Origin of the sequence: Qipengyuania flavescens (assembly GCF_029688735.1) — a bacterium.
Taxonomy (GTDB): Bacteria; Pseudomonadota; Alphaproteobacteria; order Sphingomonadales; family Sphingomonadaceae; genus Qipengyuania.
Map to the genome: position 1 here is coordinate 537,062 of NZ_JARULD010000002.1, position 15,945 is coordinate 553,006.

Genomic DNA, 15,945 nt, shown 5'->3' on the forward strand with positions numbered 1-15,945 from the left:
GCCACTTCGATGCCGGACAAGCCCCTCACGCTCGCCGCCGTCACCGGCGCGCATGGCGTGGCGGGCGAAGTCCGCCTGAAGCTGCTGGGCGAGGGGCTCGATGCCCTGAAAGCTCACAAGAGCTTCAACGACGGCGCCCTGACACTGTCGAAGGTCCGCTCCGACAACAAGGGCGGTGCCATCGCGCGCTTTGCCGAGGTCCGGGACCGGACCGCGGCGGAAGCGTTGCGGGGCACCGCCCTTTGCGTGCCGCGCGAAGCGCTGCCGGAGCTGGACGAGGGCGAGTTCTACTTCTCCGACCTCGTCGGCCTCGCCGTCGTCACCGATACGGGCGAAGCGGTCGGCACGGTCTGCGCAGTCGAGAATTTCGGCGCGACGGATATCGTCGAGATAGAGAAGCCCGACGGCAAGAAATTCATGGTTCCGCTGACCAAGCAGGCCGTGCCCGGCTGGGATCATCTTACGCTGACGATCAATCCGGACTTCATGGATTAGGAACATCCACGGTTGGCGTGTCGTTGAAACGGCATGACGACGACACCCGGATTGCAGAGCATTCTCGCTATCGCAGCGTCCCTTTCCCTCGCAGCCTGCAGCGGCGCGGGCGAACCGGATCCGGCGTCTGCCCCTGACAAAAATGATTATACCGGCAATCCGGCCGCCGGCACCCGGCCGTCGGGCCAACCGGCGCTCGTGACCAAACAGGGCCGCATCGGTGACGGGGTCGAATGCGCGACCCTGACCACTCCAGACGGCGAACTCTGGTCGTTCACAATGGGCGACGCCGATTTCTCAGCGGGCGACTATGTGTCCATTACGGGCGAAATTGCCGATGCCAGCTTCTGCCAGCAGGGGCAGGGGACGCTTATCGTTCAGGACATAAGAAAGGCCGAGCCTCCTGCGCGCGACCGCGATCCGGCGAGGGCTGGCGGAATTGCGCTGACCGCCGACTATCTCACCGGAGAGTGGGTCGCCAAGGGCGTCGACGCGGATTGCGTCCGTCCGGATTTCGCCATCCGTGAAAGTCCGGGCGCGCTGGTCCTCGAGGCGGAGATCGAAGGGCATGACAATGATGCGGCGATCATTCTCGGTAACTACCCCCGGCTCGATCTGGACGAGCCGCGGCAGGACCTGCCGATGGAAGCGCGCGGACCTGACGGTGTCGCGATCCTGCGCCCGGCGACCGACGCAGCCTACGATCCCCTGACGATCGGCTCCGCAACGATAGCGGGTGATGGCGTCGTCTTCGTCAGATGCGGTTAGCGCCGGAGCGGCTTTTCGTCGGCGAGATGATTGCGGATCGTCGTCGCGGCGACGCCGGCCTGACCCATCGCGTGGCTGATCTGGTCGAGGCCGAGGACGACATCCCCGGCGGCGAAGAGGCCTGGTACGCTGGTTTCCATGTGATCGCCGACGATGATGCAGTCCTTGTCGGTCACTTCCGCGCCGCATGATTTCGCCAGGCCCGAGCGAACGACAGAGCCGAGGGCAGGGTAGATGGAATCGAATTCCATGCGCCCCTGTGAAGTCTCCACCGCAAATTTGTCGCCTGCGATTTCGAAGCCGCCACACGGCCCCGCCACACGCGCGATCCCGGCGTCGTCCAGCGCGGCGGAGCATTCGTCCGACAAGTCGTGGTCCCCATGAGGAGAGATCAGCGTCAGGTCGGCAGTGTAACCGCGCAGGAATTGTGCTTCTGCGGTGCCGTGCTCGCCCGTGCCGATAACGCCGACCCGCTTGTCGGTGACTTCGTAGCCGTCGCAGACCGGGCAGTAGCGAATGAGGCCGCGTGCCAGCGCTTCGTCGTGCAGCTGGTCGTCGATGCCCTCGGGTCGGTTGTTGACCACGCCGGTCGCCAGCAGGACGGAGCGCGCGCGATAGGTCTCGTCGTCGCAGGTGACGATGAAGGTGTCGCCGTCCTTCGCCAGATCGGTGACGCGCTTCGGCTCACGCCGTGCTCCGTATTTCGCCGCCTGTTCTCGCATGCGGTCGAGCAGATCCTCGCCGTGGATGCCGTCGGGAAAGCCGGCGTGATTGTGGCTCGTCGGAATCCAGCTCGCGCGGCTGGTGCCGCAATCGAACATGCGTATCGAAAGGTGGTAGCGCGCGAGATAGATCGCGGCAGTCAACCCGGCCGGGCCAGCGCCCACGATAATGCAATCGTCCACATCCATGCAGCCGCAACGCGCGGGATGGCAAATCGGTGCCCGCGGGGCTAATGGCTCGCCCAATGACTTTCGCCGCCACCATCCTGACCCTCTATCCCGAGATGTTTCCCGGACCGCTGGGCGTGTCGCTGGCGGGCAAGGCGCTCGAACGGGGGGACTGGTCGTGCGAGACCGTCCAGATCCGCGATTTTGCCACGGACAAGCATCGCACGGTCGACGACACGCCCGCGGGCGGCGGGGCAGGCATGGTGTTGAAGGCGGATGTGCTGGGGCGGGCTATCCAAAGCGTTGGCGAGGGCAGGCCCATTCTCGCCATGACGCCGCGTGGGAAACCTATCACTCAGCAACGCATTCGCGAGATCGCCTCCGGCCCCGGCGTCGCCATCGTCTGCGGCCGGTTCGAGGGCTTCGACGAGCGCCTGTTCGAGCACTATCCGCAGATCGAGCAGGTCAGCTTGGCCGATATCGTGCTATCCGGCGGAGAGCCTGCCGCGCTGGCGATTCTCGACGCTTGCATTCGCCTGCTTCCCGGAGTAATGGGCGCGCCCGACAGCGGGCATGAGGAGTCGTTCGAGGACGGCCTCCTGGAATACCCGCAATATACCCGACCTCAGGAATGGGAAGGGCGCACGATCCCTGAAGTGCTGCGATCGGGGGATCATGCGAAAATCGCTGCATGGCGCAAGGCCAGGAGCGAGGAAGATACACGGTTACGCAGGCCGGACCTTTGGGAGCGTTACAGTGACGCTCGGGACCGACCTGCCTCTGGCGCGCGGCAAAAGAAGTAGGAAATACAGGCCATGAACCTGATCCAGCAGCTCGAAGCCGAAGCGATCGAAAACCTCGGCAAGGACATTCCCGAATTCCGCGCAGGCGATACCGTCCGCGTCGGCGTGAAGGTCGTCGAAGGCACCCGCGAGCGTGTCCAGAATTTCGAAGGCGTCGTCATCGCCCGCTCCAACCGCGGCATGGGCAGCAACTTCACCGTCCGCAAGATGAGCTTCGGCGAAGGCGTGGAACGTGTGTTCCCGCTCTACAGCCCGATCGTTGACAGCATCACCGTGGTCCGCCGCGGCATCGTGCGTCGCGCGAAGCTCTACTACCTGCGTGGCCGCACCGGTAAGCGCGCCCGTATCGCCGAGCGTCGCGACAACGCGCCCAAGGCGTAAGCGGGCCTCACCGCGAGCAGCGCAACGAATAAAGGGCGGCTCCCGATGTGGGTGCCGCCCTTTTGCGTGGGGATCGTAAGAGGAGGCCGGACTTGGCCTCCCTTCGATATTGCCGCCGCGGGGCCTGTGAGCCGGAAATTCGGCCCCGCGACGTCCATGCCTGTGTGCCGCGCCACGTCTTAACGGGATTTAAGGAAGCGCGCTTAAGGCCAAATTAGGCATGGTTTGCAGGCGCATGGGGCTTGCGCCGATCTGCCGCGCTCGCCATCACCGGCGCCGGACTGCCGGGAGAGATCGATTGCGCTCAATTACCTTCGCCGCCGCGCTGGCGCTGGGCACCTGCCTCGCCGCGCCGCTTGCCGCCCAGACTGCCCCATCGTCAGAGGAGACTGCTCCCGTGGAGCTCACCTTCGAACGCGTCTTCGCCTCGCCCGATCTCGATGGCCCCGCACCGCGCCAGGCGAAGCTATCGCCCGACGGCCGCTATCTCACCCTGCTGCGCAATCGTGAGGACGACCGCGAGCGCTACGATCTGTGGGGCTACGATCGCGAGAGCGGCGATTGGTCGATGCTGGTGGACAGTGAAGCGCTCGGCACCGGGCGCGAGCTGTCGGAAGACGAGAAGATGCAGCGCGAGCGCGCCCGTGTCGGCAATCTCAAGGGCATCATCAGCTACCAGTGGACCAAGGATGGCGAAGGCGTTCTCGTCCCGCTCGACGGCGATCTCTACCTGGCGCGCATCGGCGGCGAGGTGGTCCAGCTCACCGATACCGAGGAAAGCGAACTGAACCCGTCGCTCAGCGGTACGGGCGAGTATGTCAGCTTTGTGCGCGACCGCCAGCTGTGGGTCGGCAAGGTGGGCGAGGAAGCCGCGCCGATCACGCCCAAGGAGGGCGAAGCGATCCGCTGGGGCGAAGCGGAATTCGTCGCGCAGGAGGAAATGGGGCGGCTCACCGGCTATTGGTGGAGCCCCGACGACAGCCGTATCGCGGTGCAGCGCTTCGACGAAAGCATGGTCGGCATCGTCACCCGCGCCGCCATCGGTGCGACGGGGACGCAAGTGTTCGACCAGCGCTATCCGGTCGCGGGCAGCGCGAATGCGGTCGTTGAACTCTATGTGATGAATCCGGACGGCAGCGAACGGGTCAAGGTCGATCTCGGCGACGATCCGGACATCTATCTGGCCCGTGTCGACTGGGCCGCGGACGGCAATACGCTCTACGTCCAGCGCCAGAACCGCGAGCAGACCCTGCTCGACATTCTCAAGGTGTCGCCGCGAACGGGTGAGAGCGAAGTGCTGTTCACCGAGCGCGCGGCAGTGCAGGATTACTGGATCAACCTCGGCGACGATTACAAGTGGCTCGACGACGGCTCGCTCATCTGGTGGTCGGAGCGGGACGGCTTCGGACATCTCTACTTCCGCGACCCGGACAATCGGGAATGGCAGCAGATCACCAGCGGCGATTTCGTCGTGACCAAGCTCGTCGGCGTCGATCAGCGGCTGCGGCGCGTGTTCTTCCAGGCGACCAGCGCCGAGGACCCGCTGGCGCAGCATATCTATGCGGCCGATTTCGGGGTGGGCGAAAACCCACCGGCGACCAAATTGACTCAGGACGGCTTTACCCATTCGGCGACGATGGACTCGCGGGGCCAGACCCTGCTGATCACGCGGTCCAGCGACGACACGCCGCCGCAGATCTATCTCGCCGATCAAACGGGCGAGCGGCTGGCGTGGGTCGAGGAAAACGCGCTGGACGCAGAGCATCCCTATGCGCCTTTCCTCGCCAGCCACCGCCCGACGCAATATGGCACTATCCCTGCCGAGGACGGCACGCCGCTCTATTGGGAAATGGTCACGCCCGAGATGGAGTCCGGTAAGCGCTATCCGGTCTATTTCTATCACTACGGTGGACCCGGCCCGCAGATCGTCAATCGCGGCTGGAACGGGGCGCTGCGGCAGGCGATCGTGGACAAGGGCTATATCTGGTTCGCGCTCGACAATCGCGGCTCCGCCAATCGCGGCGTCGCCTTCGAACAGCCGATCTACCGCGCCATGGGCGGCGTCGAGGTACGCGACCAGAAGGCGGGGGCGGAGTATTTGAAGACGCTCGACTTCGTCGATCCGGACAAGATCGCGATCGATGGCTGGTCCTATGGCGGATACATGACGCTGAAGCAGCTGCAAGCCGATCCGGGCCTCTATGCCGCCGGCATCAGCGGCGCCCCGGTGACGAAGTGGGAGCTCTACGATACGCACTACACCGAACGTTACATGGGCACCCCGCAAACCGACGGCGCAGCCTATGAAGCGGCCAGTGCAATCCCGAACGCGACCGCAATCAGCGATCCGCTGCTGATCATCCACGGCATGGCGGACGACAATGTGGTGTTCGAGAACGCGACCGAGATCATCTCCAAGATGCAGGAAGGCAATGTACCGTTCCAGATGATGCTCTATCCCGGTTACACCCACCGCGTTGCGGGCGAACAGATAAGCCCGCATCGGTACAACACCGTCTTCCGCTTCCTCGAACATCACGGCGTGACGCCGCCGGATTAGCGCTTTACCATGCGCAATCGAATGTGCGGTTGCGGGCGCGCCAGCAGTCGCTATCTCGGCGGCGAACAGTTTCTGGAGAAGTAATTTGGGTTATCGTATCGTCGTCGTCGGCGCGACCGGGAATGTCGGGCGCGAAGTCATGCAGGTGCTGGCCGAGCGCGAGTTCCCGATCGACGAGATCGCCGCCGTCGCCTCGAGCCGCTCGCAGGGTTCGGAGGTCGAATTCGGCGACACCGGCAAGATGCTCAAGTGCAAGAATATCGAGCATTTCGACTGGTCGGGCTGGGACATCGCCCTGTTCGCTGCCGGAAGCGGTCCGGCCAAGGAATACGCGCCCAAGGCGGCGGCTGCCGGCTGCGTGGTGATCGACAACAGTTCGCTCTACCGCATGGATCCCGACGTGCCGCTGATCGTGCCCGAAGTGAACCCCGATGCGATCCACGATTATTCGAAGCGCAACATCATCGCCAATCCGAACTGCTCGACCGCGCAGCTGGTCGTGGCGCTGAAGCCGTTGCACGATGCCGCCACGATCAAGCGCGTGGTCGTCAGCACCTACCAGTCGGTTTCCGGCGCGGGCAAGGCGGGCATGGACGAGCTGTTCGAGCAGAGCCGCAACATCTTCGTCGGCGATCCGGTGGAGCCGGTGAAATTCACCAAGCAGATCGCCTTCAACGTCATCCCGCATATCGACGTCTTCCTCGACGATGGGTCGACCAAGGAAGAATGGAAAATGGTGGTCGAGACGAAGAAGATTCTCGATCCGAAGATCAAGCTGACCGCCACCTGCGTGCGCGTGCCGGTCTTCGTCGGCCACTCCGAAGCCGTCAGCATCGAGTTCGAGAAGGAAATCTCCGCCGAGCAGGCCCAGGAGATTCTGCGCGAGGCACCGGGCTGCATGCTGGTCGACAAGCGCGAGGACGAGGGATACATCACGCCGGTCGAGGCCGCGGGCGACAGCGCTACCTACATCAGCCGCGTACGAGAGGACCCGACAGTGGAGAACGGCCTAAACCTGTGGTGCGTGTCCGACAACCTGCGCAAGGGCGCGGCGCTGAACGCGGTGCAGATCGCGGAACTGCTCGGGCGCGAGTGCCTCAAGAAGGGATGATGAAAAGAGCCCTTCTGATCGCCTTGCCGCTCGCACTCGTAGGCTGCGGTGGCTCTGAGGCTTCCGACGACCTTGGCGCTGACGTCATTTCGGTTGACGAACGCATAGCCGACGCGAAGATCGTGGTCTCCGCCGACGGTGTCGGAGCCAGGGGCAGCGAACCGCTTCGCTTCGGCGCGACGCGCGAGGAAGTCGATGTCATGGCTGCGCAGGCCTTCGGCTCGCAAGGCGAAGAGAGCTCGAACGAGGAATGCGGCGCGGGTCCGATGGATTTCAGTCAGTACGGCCCGCTGCAACTCGCCTTCCTCGATGGCAAGTTCGCAGGCTGGTTCCTGCGCGAGGGCGATGCTGTGGCAACCTCCGACGGCGTGCGGCCCGGTGTCTCGACGCTCGATGCGCTGAAAGGCGAACGGCAAGTGCAGGAGCTCGACACCACGCTCGAAGGCGAGTTCCAGTACACGACCGCAGATTACGGAACGATCACCGGCTTTGCCGATGAGGCTGGGAACATCGACGCCCTGCAGGCCGGGGTGAGCTGCTTCTTCCGCTAACCCGGCGCGCCTGTATAAGGGCACCATGACCCTGACTGCAGAGCTTTATTTCAGCTTCCGATCGCCCTACAGCTATCTGTCGGTCGGTCGCTATCGTGCGATGACGGAGGATAATGATCTCGACATTGCGCTGCGCCCGGTGTGGCCGCTCGCGGTGCGCCAGCCCGATTTCTTCGAGCGCAACCACCCCAACTGGCTCGGATACACCATGCGCGACATGCTGCGGGTGGCGCAGTTTCATGACATTCCCTTCGGCGCGCCCCGGCCCGATCCGATCGTGCAGGACACCGCGACCCGCAAGATCGCCGAAGACCAGCCTTACATCCGGCGCGTTACGCGAATGGGTCAGGCTGCCGCCCGGCGCGGCGCTGGCTTGGTCTTCGCCGCCGAGGCCGGCCGCATGATCTGGGGCGGGCAGGAGAATTGGCACGAGGGCGAGCATCTGGCCGAGGCGCTAATTTCAGCCGGGCTTGATCCAGCTGAAATCGAGGCGGAGATCGAAAGCGATGCGCAGGCGCTCGACGCCGAGATCGCCGCCAATCAGGACGCGCTGGAAGCGTCCGGCCACTGGGGCGTGCCGACGCTGGTGTTCGACGGCGAACCCTTCTTCGGGCAGGACCGGATCGAGATGGTACGCTGGCGGATGGAGCAGAAGGGATTGGCGAAGCGATGAGAACCGAATCCTTTACCAGCTTCGACGGCACCGAGCTGGCACTCCATCGCCACGGCGAAGGGCGGCCCTTCGTGTTGCTGCACGGCCTTTTCTCCAGCGCTGAGATGAACTGGATCAAGTGGGGCCATCATCTTGCCATCGCGGCGAAGGGCTATGAAGTGCTCATGCTCGACTTCCGCGTGCATGGCGAGAGTGCGGCGCCGCACGAACCGGAGAAATATCCGCAGAATGTCCTGGTGCGCGATGTCGCGGCGCTGGTGGAGCGTTTCGGGCTCACGGACTACGACCTCGGCGGCTTCTCGCTCGGTGCGCGCACGACGCTGCACGCGGTGGTGCATGGCGTGCTCGAGCCGCAGCGGATCGTGGTCGGCGGGATGGGCACGGCGGGCCTCGGTGAGTGGGACAAGCGCGCGGCGTTCTTCCGCCGCGTAATCGACGAATTCGATGCCATCCCCAAGGGCGACCCGGCGTATTTCTCGATGCAGTTCCTGAAATCGCAGGGAGTGGACCGGACTGCGGCGCGGCTGTTGCTCGACACCATGCCCGATCTCGACCTCGCCTTGCTCGACCGGGTGACCATGCCAGCGCTGGTCGTCTGCGGCGACGAGGACCGAGACAACGGCTCGGCAGAGGAACTCGCCAACCTCCTGCCCAATGCCGATTTCGTCGAGGTGCCCGGCACGCATATGAGCAGCGTCACCAAGCCTGACCTCGGCCTCGCTATCGCCGAATGGCTCGGCGATCCCGCTTGATTAAGCTCGGGCACAGGTGCAATCCGGTAGCCAATGAAACCAGTCGCAACATTGTCTGAGAGAATGCCCATGAAACTCCTCCGCACTTCGCTCGCCGCGCTCGCCATTGCCAGCGCCGCACCCGCTTTCGCCGACGACCATATGTCGAACGAGATGGAAGCAACGGCTCAGTTCCCGATGACGCCGCAAGGCGCGGCCGACTGGGTTGCAATGGTCGAGGAGGACATGTTCGACTTCAGTGTCGAATACGGCCGGGTGCTGTGGATCAATTCGACATACATCATGCATGACAGCGACCAGCTGGCGGCGAAATATGGCGCAGAAGCCACCGAAAAATCCGTCGCCTATGCCAACAAGGCCGCCGAGTATGCGCGCGTCGCCGGGCTCGACCCCGAAGTCGCTCGCAAGCTCGACATCCTGCGGAACGGCATCGTCATGCCCGCGCCGGTGCGCGACGGCGCGGCGACCGAGCTCAACGAAATCGCGACCAGCCTCAACAGCCAGTACGGGAAGGGCAAGGGCACGCTGAACGGCGAGGAGATCAACGGCTCCGACATCGAGGCCGAGATGGGCAACCTCGAACGCACGCCTGCCGAGAAGGCCGAAATGTGGACCAGCTGGCACGACAATGTCGGCGCGCCGATGCGGGAAGACTACCAGCGCATGATCGCCATTGCTGGCGAGGGCGCGAGCGAGCTGGGCTTTGCCGATCTCGGCGCCATGTGGCGCTCCAACTACGATATGGACCCGGACCAGTTCGCCGCCGAGACCGAGCGGATGTGGCAGGAAGTGAAGCCGCTCTACATGGCGCTGCACACCTATGTCCGCAGCAAGCTGAACGAGGAATACGGTGCCGAGGTCCAGCCGGCGACCGGCCCGATCCGCGCCGATTTGCTTGGCAATATGTGGGCGCAGGAGTGGGGCAATATCTACCCACTGGTCGCGCCCGAGGGGGCGGGCGACATCGGCTATGATCTCACCGAACTGATTGCCGAAAAGCAGTATGACGAAGTCGGCATGGTTCGCGTGGGCGAGGCGTTCTTCTCCTCGCTCGGCTTCGATCCGCTGCCCGAGACATTCTGGGAGCGGAGCCAGTTCGTGAAGCCGCAGGACCGCGAGGTGGTCTGCCACGCCAGCGCCTGGGACGTCGACAATGTCGATGATCTCCGCATCAAGATGTGCATCAAGCGCAATGCCGACGACTTCAAGGTCATCCACCACGAACTCGGCCACAACTATTACCAGCGCGCCTACAGCCAGCAGGACTATCTGCATCTGAACGGCGCCAACGACGGCTTCCACGAAGCCATCGGCGACATGATCGCGCTGTCGATCACGCCCGAATATCTCGTGCAGATCGACATGCTCGACCGCAGCGAGGTGCCGAGCGCGGACAAGGACATCGGCCTGTTGCTGCGCGAGGCGATGGACAAGGTCGCCTTCCTGCCCTTCGGCCTGATGGTCGATCGCTATCGCTGGCAGCTGTTCGACGGCACGATTCCGGCAGACCAGCTCAACAAGGGCTGGAACGACCTGCGGCTGGAATATCAGGGCATCGTCCCGCCGGTCGCACGTGACGAGTCCAAGTTCGATGCGGGCGCGAAATATCACATCCCGGGTAATGTGCCCTACACCCGCTATTTCCTCGCGCGGATCCTGCAGTTCCAGTTCTTCAAGGCCGCCTGCGACCAGGCCGGCTGGGAAGGCCCGCTGCACCGCTGCTCGTTCTACGGCAATGAGGAGGTAGGCAAGAACCTCAACGCCATGCTCGAAATGGGTGCCAGCAAGCCGTGGCCCGATGCGCTCGAAGCCTTTACCGGCGAGCGGCAGATGAGCGGCACGGCGATGGTCGAATATTTCGCCCCGCTGATGGCGTGGCTGGAAGAGCAGAACGAAGGGAAACCGCAGGGGTGGTGAGGGTGAAATCGGCGATCGCGCTCGGCGCTGTTCTGGCGCTGGCCGCCTGTACACCGCAGGCGCGGGAGCCGAACCCCGGCTTTCTCGTCGATCCGGTGGCGGATGGCGCGCTGTTCGTCGCGGGCAAGTTCGGCAATACGCTGGCGAAGGTCGATCTGGCGAGCGGCGAGCAGACTTTGCTCGTGGAGAGCTGCGCCAACCCGCACGAACTGGCGACCTCGCCCGATGACCGATACGTCGCGCTCGCTTGCTACGGCGGGCAGACAGTCGACATCTTCCGCACGGACGACCTCGTCCGCACGCGCAGCATCGATCTAGGCGAAAGCGCTCGGCCCCACGGGATCGTATGGCACGCGAATGGGGACCTCTACGCGACTGCTGAGGGCCGACAATCGGTGTTCTGGATACGTGACCCTTTGGGCAACGCGGAAACCTTCGAATACGCGACCGGCCAGCAGGGCAGCCACATGATCGCCGTGGCACCCAGCGGCAATCACGCCTGGACCACCGATCTCGGCAGCAAGACCGTAACGCTGGTCGATCTCAAGACCCGGCGCGCCCCGCGCTCGGTCGAGGTCGGCGAGGAACCCGAGGGCATTGCGCTTTCGCCCGAGGGCGAAACGCTGTGGATCAGCGCGCGCGGATCGGACAAGGCCTTCGCGCTCGACCCGATGACGCTTGAGGTGCGGCAGGAGATTGCGACCGGCGCTTTCCCGCTGCGCATCGCCGTGCGGCCGCAGGGCGATTTTGCCGTGACCAGCGATCTTGCCGACGGGGGGCTCACCGTGATCGACACTACGACCGGCGAGGCCGTGCGCTCGATCCCGGTGACCGGGCCGGACGGCGCGCAGGAGCGCATGCAGGTGACGATCCTCTGGTCGCCCGATGGCGAGCGCATCTATGTCGCCGAAACACGCGACAACACCATCGCCGAAGTCGATTTCGCCAGCGGCGAAGTCCTGCGGCGTCTGCCAGGGACCGGCGGCGGCGACGGGATCGCGATCATCGAATGACGGCAAAGCGCAAGCTCCTCCCCGCGGTCGGCTGGCGCGAGTTGGTGCATTTGCCCGACCTCGGCCTCCATGGTGTCCCGGCCAAGATCGACACCGGCGCGCGCACATCGTCGCTGCATGGCGAGGTTTTGGAAGAGTTCGAGCGCGACGGCGAGAAATTCGTCCGGTTCGCGGTCGATTTCCAGCAGCAGCATGTGCGCCAGGTGTGCGAGGCGGTGCATGTCGACGTGCGCGGGATCACCAGCTCGAATGGTGAAACGCAATATCGCTATGTCATCAAGACGCCGCTGAAGATCGGCGATGTCGAATTCCGCGCCGAAATCAGCCTCGCCGACCGAAGCGACATGAAGTTCCCCATGCTCATCGGTCGATCTTCATTGCGTCGACGCTTTGTCGTGGACAGCGGCTATTCCTGGCTCCAGACGCCGGAAATGAAGGTCAAGAAAGGCCACAAACCATGAAAATCGCCATGCTGGCACGCAATCCGAACCTCTATTCGCACAAGCGATTGAAAGAGGCGGCGGAAGAGCGCGGACACGAACTCGACATCCTCAACACCACGCGCTGCACGGTGCATATCGCGAGCCATCGGCCCGAGGTCTATTACAATGGCGAGCCCTGCGTGGGCTACGACGCAGTCATCCCGCGCATCGGCGCCTCGATCACCAACTACGGTCTGTCGATCCTGCGGCAATTCGAAATGCGCGGCTGCTGGCCCCTTAACGAGAGCGTCGCCATCGGCCGCAGCCGCGACAAGCTGCGCAGCATGCAGATCCTCGCCAAATACGGCATCGGCCTGCCGCTGACGGCTTACGCCAACGATCCCAAGCAGGCGGAGGAGATCATCAAGGCGGTCAAGGGCCCGCCGGTGGTCATCAAGCTGCTGGAAGGCACGCAGGGCATCGGCGTCGTGCTGGCAGAAACGATGTCCTCGGCCAAGTCCGTGATCGAGGCGTTTCGCGGCGCGAACGTCAACATCCTCGTGCAGGAGTTCATCAAGGAAGCCGGCGGTACCGACATCCGCGCACTGGTGGTCGGCGGCAAGGTCGTGGCTGCAATGAAGCGCACCGGCGCGGCGGACGATTTTCGCAGCAACCTCCACCGCGGCGGCAGCGCGCAGCTGATCAAGATTACCCCCGAAGAACGCAGCACCGCCGTGCGCGCCGCCAAGCATATGGGCTTGAACGTCTGCGGCGTGGACATGCTGCGGAGCAATCACGGGCCGGTAATCATGGAAGTGAACAGCTCGCCAGGGCTGGAGGGGATCGAGAACGCGACCGGCAAGGACATCGCCGGAATGATCATCGATTACATCGCGAAGAACGCGAAGGACGGGAAGACGAAGACCAAGGGGAAGGGGTGATCGTCCTCGACCGACTTTGGCTTCAAACTTTTTCTATTCCAGATACGTCTTCGCTAGGACGGTTCGGTCGTAGCAGTTGAATCGCGCGTCCAGCCACGTTCGGCCATGCATGCTTTTATCAAATCGTCCCGGTCGTCGGCAGACGAAGTTTGGGCGAGGCGTTCGCATTCCGCCTGTGCGGCGTCGAAGGGCTCTGCCCCTGAACCAGTCCAGCCTGGATCGGTGGTTGCGCATGCCGACGGTACAAGCGCGAGAACGAACAACATTGCTACGCGGTGATACTGCATTACCGAATCCTCGGGCAGATGGTGACGAACCGGCATGATCATATACTGGCAATGATCTCGCTAGCGAAACTTTCGATCCAGAATTCGAATATCGAGGTTTCACGCATTCCGCGCCATCAACCCGCCATCCACCGGGATCACCGCGCCGGTGATATAGCTCGCCGCGGGTAGCACCAGCGACAGCGTCATGTGAGCGACCTCCTCCGGGTCACCGTAACGCCTGAGCGCCGTGCGGCGTTTGGCGAAGATCACCTTGTGTTCGTCCGGAACAGCGTCGGTCATCGCGGTGCGGATGGGGCCGGGGCAGATGCAGTTTACCGTAATCCCCTCGGGGCCGAGGTCGACTGCGAGCCCGCGGGTCAGCCCGGTCACGCCGGTCTTGGCGGCGACATAGGGCGTGTCGCCGGGCGTTGCGCCCAATCCTTCGGTGCTGGCGATATTGACGATGCGCGCGGCGTCGCTGCGGCGCAGATGGGGCAGGGCAGCGCGGACCATGCGCTGGTGGGCGGTCAGCATTACGGCCAGCGCGCGGTGCCAGACATCCTCGTAGGCCTCGTCATCGAGCGGGCAGAAGCTCGACACGCCGGCGTTGTTTACCAGGATGTCGATCCCGCCGAAATCCTCGGCAATTGTCGCGACGACCTGCGCGATGGCGTCCTTCTCCGACACGTCGAGCGCATAGGCGCGGGCATGCTCGCCGCATTCCGCCGCCACCGCTTCGCAGGCCGCCTGGTCGAGGTCGGTCACGGCCACTCTCGCGCCTTCGGCGGCGAAGAGCCTGGCCGTGGCCGCTCCCATGCCGCTTGCGGCCCCAGTAATGATGGCGACGCGCCCTGCAATCGATCGCGAGCGGTTCGGTATGTCCGGCATGTCTTGTCCCCCTATTTAGGAGAGAGCTTAGCGGAACGGCGGCTCGTTGAAAGCGCGCAGCTTGCGGCTGTGGAGGCGAGGGCCTTCCTGGCGCAGCAGGCGGCAAGTGGTGACGCCGATCTGGAGGTGGGCCGCGATGGCTTCCTCGTAGAACTGGTTAGCCTGTCCGGGTAGCTTGATTTCGCCATGCAGCGGCTTGTCCGACACGCACAGCAGCGTGCCGTAGGGCACGCGGAAACGGTAGCCCTGGCCGGCGATGGTCGCGCTTTCCATGTCCACGCCGACTGCGCGGCTGAGCGACATGCGCTTGGCCGATTGGGTGAAGCGCAGCTCCCAATTGCGGTCGTCGGTGGTGACGACGGTACCTGTACGCATACGCTTTTTGAGGTCGGCTCCGTGCTCGCCGGAGACTTCCTCAGCAGCGGCGGCGAGGGCCTGTTGAACCTCTGCAATCGCGGGGAGGGGAATCTCCGGCGGGAGGACCGGGTCGAGTACGTGATCGTCGCGCAAGTAAGCGTGGGCGAGCACGTAATCGCCGATCTTCTGGCTCGGGCGCAGGCCGCCGCAATGCCCGATCATCAGCCACGCCTCGGGCCGAAGGACGGCGAGGTGGTCGCAGATGGTCTTCGCATTCGACGGGCCAACGCCGATGTTCACCAGCGTGATCCCGCCCCGGTTCTCGCCGATCAGGTGATAGGCCGGCATCTGGTGACGACGCCATGCCGTGTCGGACAACTGGCCGCGCGCATCGTCCGTCTGTTCGGTGAGCATGAGGCCGCCCGCCCCGGCGAGCGCCGTGTAGCCGCCCTTGCCGAGCTGCGAGCCTGCCCAGTCGACGAATTCATCAACATAGCGGTGATAGTTCGTGAACAGGATGAAGCGCTGGAAGTGTTCCGGATCGGTGCCGGTGTAGTGGGCCAGCCGCGCAAGGCTGAAGTCTGTCCGCAGCCCGTCAAACAGGGACAGCGGGATCGGATCGTCGACGCTGTCGAGCACGATGCCGTCCGCCAGTTCGTCACCGATATCGGCAAGCTCGGTCGATGGGAAATAGCGCGCGATCGCATTGGGATCGACGCCCGCGAGAACCGAACCTGCGTCGCCGTCGAGAACATAGGGAAACGGGATTTCCTGCGTCGAGGATCCGACTTCGACTTCGACTTCGTAATTCGACGAGATCAGTTCGAGTTGCTCGCGCAGATAATCGCGGAACAGGCGCGGGCGGGTGACAGTGGTGGTGTAGAGGCCCGGCGCGTTAAGCCGCCCGAAGGCGCGATTGCGGTCTTCGGGCTGGTCGCCGCCGCGAAAGCGCAAGCGCAGTTCGGGATAGGCATAGCTGCCATCGCTACGGCGCTCGGGCGCAGGCAATTCGCGCGTGGCGCCGAATGCCATCACGTCTTCGCGCAGCCGCTCTACGGCGGCGTCGTAAATGGTCTCGATCCGGTCGAGGATCTGGGGGATGTCGTCCATGGGCGTTGCTCCTGCCTCTTGTTGTTTTCGATTTCGCGTCATGG

16 protein-coding genes are annotated in these 15,945 nt (G+C 64.0%); 13 read left to right on the top strand and 3 right to left on the bottom strand.

From position 1 onward, the window contains the following. Window positions 1-9: 9 nt before the first annotated feature. Both rimM and P8R33_RS07910 read left to right on the top strand, forming a co-directional pair. Entirely contained in the window at window positions 10-495 is a 486-nt protein-coding gene (rimM, locus tag P8R33_RS07905) for a ribosome maturation factor RimM (RefSeq protein WP_278328433.1), read from the top strand. A 33-nt stretch (window positions 496-528) separates the two neighbouring features. Then, entirely contained in the window at window positions 529-1,263 is a 735-nt protein-coding gene (locus P8R33_RS07910; RefSeq protein WP_278328434.1) for a DUF5818 domain-containing protein, read from the top strand. Here the strand turns inward: P8R33_RS07910 and P8R33_RS07915 are convergent. Then, entirely contained in the window at window positions 1,260-2,174 is a 915-nt protein-coding gene (locus P8R33_RS07915) for an NAD(P)/FAD-dependent oxidoreductase (RefSeq protein WP_278328435.1), read from the bottom strand. The genes P8R33_RS07910 and P8R33_RS07915 overlap by 4 nt on opposite strands. A 56-nt stretch (window positions 2,175-2,230) precedes the next feature. On the opposite strand from P8R33_RS07915, the gene trmD reads away from it, so the two are divergent. The 11 genes from trmD (at window position 2,231) to rimK (ending at window position 13,277) form a co-directional block, all read left to right on the top strand. Further along, window positions 2,231-2,956 carry a tRNA (guanosine(37)-N1)-methyltransferase TrmD gene (trmD, locus tag P8R33_RS07920; RefSeq protein ID WP_278328436.1) on the top strand — a complete coding sequence of 242 codons (726 nt, stop codon included), beginning with the start codon at window positions 2,231-2,233 and terminating at the stop codon, window positions 2,954-2,956. A 12-nt stretch (window positions 2,957-2,968) separates the two neighbouring features. Then, window positions 2,969-3,337 (top strand): 50S ribosomal protein L19, encoded by a 369-nt coding sequence (gene rplS / locus P8R33_RS07925; RefSeq protein WP_278328437.1) that lies wholly within the window; start codon window positions 2,969-2,971, stop codon window positions 3,335-3,337. Window positions 3,338-3,635: 298 nt separating this feature from the next. Beyond that, window positions 3,636-5,897, top strand: a complete 2,262-nt coding sequence (locus P8R33_RS07930) for a S9 family peptidase (protein WP_278328438.1) — start codon at window positions 3,636-3,638, stop codon at window positions 5,895-5,897. An 85-nt stretch (window positions 5,898-5,982) separates the two neighbouring features. Further along, entirely contained in the window at window positions 5,983-7,008 is a 1,026-nt protein-coding gene (locus tag P8R33_RS07935) for an aspartate-semialdehyde dehydrogenase (protein WP_278328439.1), read from the top strand. Continuing rightward, window positions 7,008-7,559, top strand: a complete 552-nt coding sequence (locus P8R33_RS07940; RefSeq protein ID WP_278328440.1) for a hypothetical protein — start codon at window positions 7,008-7,010, stop codon at window positions 7,557-7,559. Before P8R33_RS07935 ends, P8R33_RS07940 begins: the two co-directional genes overlap by 1 nt. 25 nt (window positions 7,560-7,584) lie before the next feature. Further along, entirely contained in the window at window positions 7,585-8,232 is a 648-nt protein-coding gene (locus tag P8R33_RS07945) for a 2-hydroxychromene-2-carboxylate isomerase (RefSeq protein ID WP_278328441.1), read from the top strand. Next, the gene (locus P8R33_RS07950) at window positions 8,229-8,984 is read left to right on the top strand and encodes an alpha/beta fold hydrolase (RefSeq protein ID WP_278328442.1); all 756 of its coding nucleotides are present in this window, start codon (window positions 8,229-8,231) and stop codon (window positions 8,982-8,984) included. Before P8R33_RS07945 ends, P8R33_RS07950 begins: the two co-directional genes overlap by 4 nt. Before the next feature lie 69 nt (window positions 8,985-9,053). Then, the gene (locus P8R33_RS07955; RefSeq protein ID WP_278328443.1) at window positions 9,054-10,901 is read left to right on the top strand and encodes a M2 family metallopeptidase; all 1,848 of its coding nucleotides are present in this window, start codon (window positions 9,054-9,056) and stop codon (window positions 10,899-10,901) included. Between the two features lie 2 nt (window positions 10,902-10,903). Then, window positions 10,904-11,914 (top strand): YncE family protein, encoded by a 1,011-nt coding sequence (locus tag P8R33_RS07960; protein ID WP_278328444.1) that lies wholly within the window; start codon window positions 10,904-10,906, stop codon window positions 11,912-11,914. Beyond that, window positions 11,911-12,375 (top strand): ATP-dependent zinc protease family protein, encoded by a 465-nt coding sequence (locus P8R33_RS07965; protein ID WP_278328445.1) that lies wholly within the window; start codon window positions 11,911-11,913, stop codon window positions 12,373-12,375. The genes P8R33_RS07960 and P8R33_RS07965 overlap by 4 nt, the downstream gene beginning before the upstream one ends. Next, window positions 12,372-13,277, top strand: coding sequence for a 30S ribosomal protein S6--L-glutamate ligase (gene rimK / locus P8R33_RS07970; RefSeq protein ID WP_278328446.1), 906 nt, complete (start codon window positions 12,372-12,374; stop codon window positions 13,275-13,277). Before P8R33_RS07965 ends, rimK begins: the two co-directional genes overlap by 4 nt. Window positions 13,278-13,663: 386 nt before the next feature. On the opposite strand, the gene P8R33_RS07975 is transcribed toward rimK, so the two are convergent. Together P8R33_RS07975 and P8R33_RS07980 are read right to left on the bottom strand one after the other, a co-directional pair. Further along, window positions 13,664-14,434, bottom strand: a complete 771-nt coding sequence (locus P8R33_RS07975) for an SDR family NAD(P)-dependent oxidoreductase (protein ID WP_278328447.1) — start codon at window positions 14,432-14,434, stop codon at window positions 13,664-13,666. Between the two features lie 27 nt (window positions 14,435-14,461). After that, complete coding sequence (locus P8R33_RS07980) at window positions 14,462-15,943, bottom strand: AMP nucleosidase (protein ID WP_278328448.1); 1,482 nt, start codon at window positions 15,941-15,943, stop codon at window positions 14,462-14,464. Window positions 15,944-15,945 lie beyond the last annotated feature (2 nt).

Coding starts and splice junctions, on each gene's coding strand:
- rimM (WP_278328433.1), top strand. CDS start 10: ATGCCGGACAAGCCCCTCACGCTCGCCGCCGTCACCGGCGCGCATGGC.
- P8R33_RS07910 (WP_278328434.1), top strand. CDS start 529: ATGACGACGACACCCGGATTGCAGAGCATTCTCGCTATCGCAGCGTCC.
- P8R33_RS07915 (WP_278328435.1), bottom strand. CDS start 2,174: ATGGATGTGGACGATTGCATTATCGTGGGCGCTGGCCCGGCCGGGTTG.
- trmD (WP_278328436.1), top strand. CDS start 2,231: ATGACTTTCGCCGCCACCATCCTGACCCTCTATCCCGAGATGTTTCCC.
- rplS (WP_278328437.1), top strand. CDS start 2,969: ATGAACCTGATCCAGCAGCTCGAAGCCGAAGCGATCGAAAACCTCGGC.
- P8R33_RS07940 (WP_278328440.1), top strand. CDS start 7,008: ATGAAAAGAGCCCTTCTGATCGCCTTGCCGCTCGCACTCGTAGGCTGC.
- P8R33_RS07945 (WP_278328441.1), top strand. CDS start 7,585: ATGACCCTGACTGCAGAGCTTTATTTCAGCTTCCGATCGCCCTACAGC.
- P8R33_RS07950 (WP_278328442.1), top strand. CDS start 8,229: ATGAGAACCGAATCCTTTACCAGCTTCGACGGCACCGAGCTGGCACTC.
- P8R33_RS07955 (WP_278328443.1), top strand. CDS start 9,054: ATGAAACTCCTCCGCACTTCGCTCGCCGCGCTCGCCATTGCCAGCGCC.
- P8R33_RS07965 (WP_278328445.1), top strand. CDS start 11,911: ATGACGGCAAAGCGCAAGCTCCTCCCCGCGGTCGGCTGGCGCGAGTTG.
- rimK (WP_278328446.1), top strand. CDS start 12,372: ATGAAAATCGCCATGCTGGCACGCAATCCGAACCTCTATTCGCACAAG.
- P8R33_RS07975 (WP_278328447.1), bottom strand. CDS start 14,434: ATGCCGGACATACCGAACCGCTCGCGATCGATTGCAGGGCGCGTCGCC.
- P8R33_RS07980 (WP_278328448.1), bottom strand. CDS start 15,943: ATGACGCGAAATCGAAAACAACAAGAGGCAGGAGCAACGCCCATGGAC.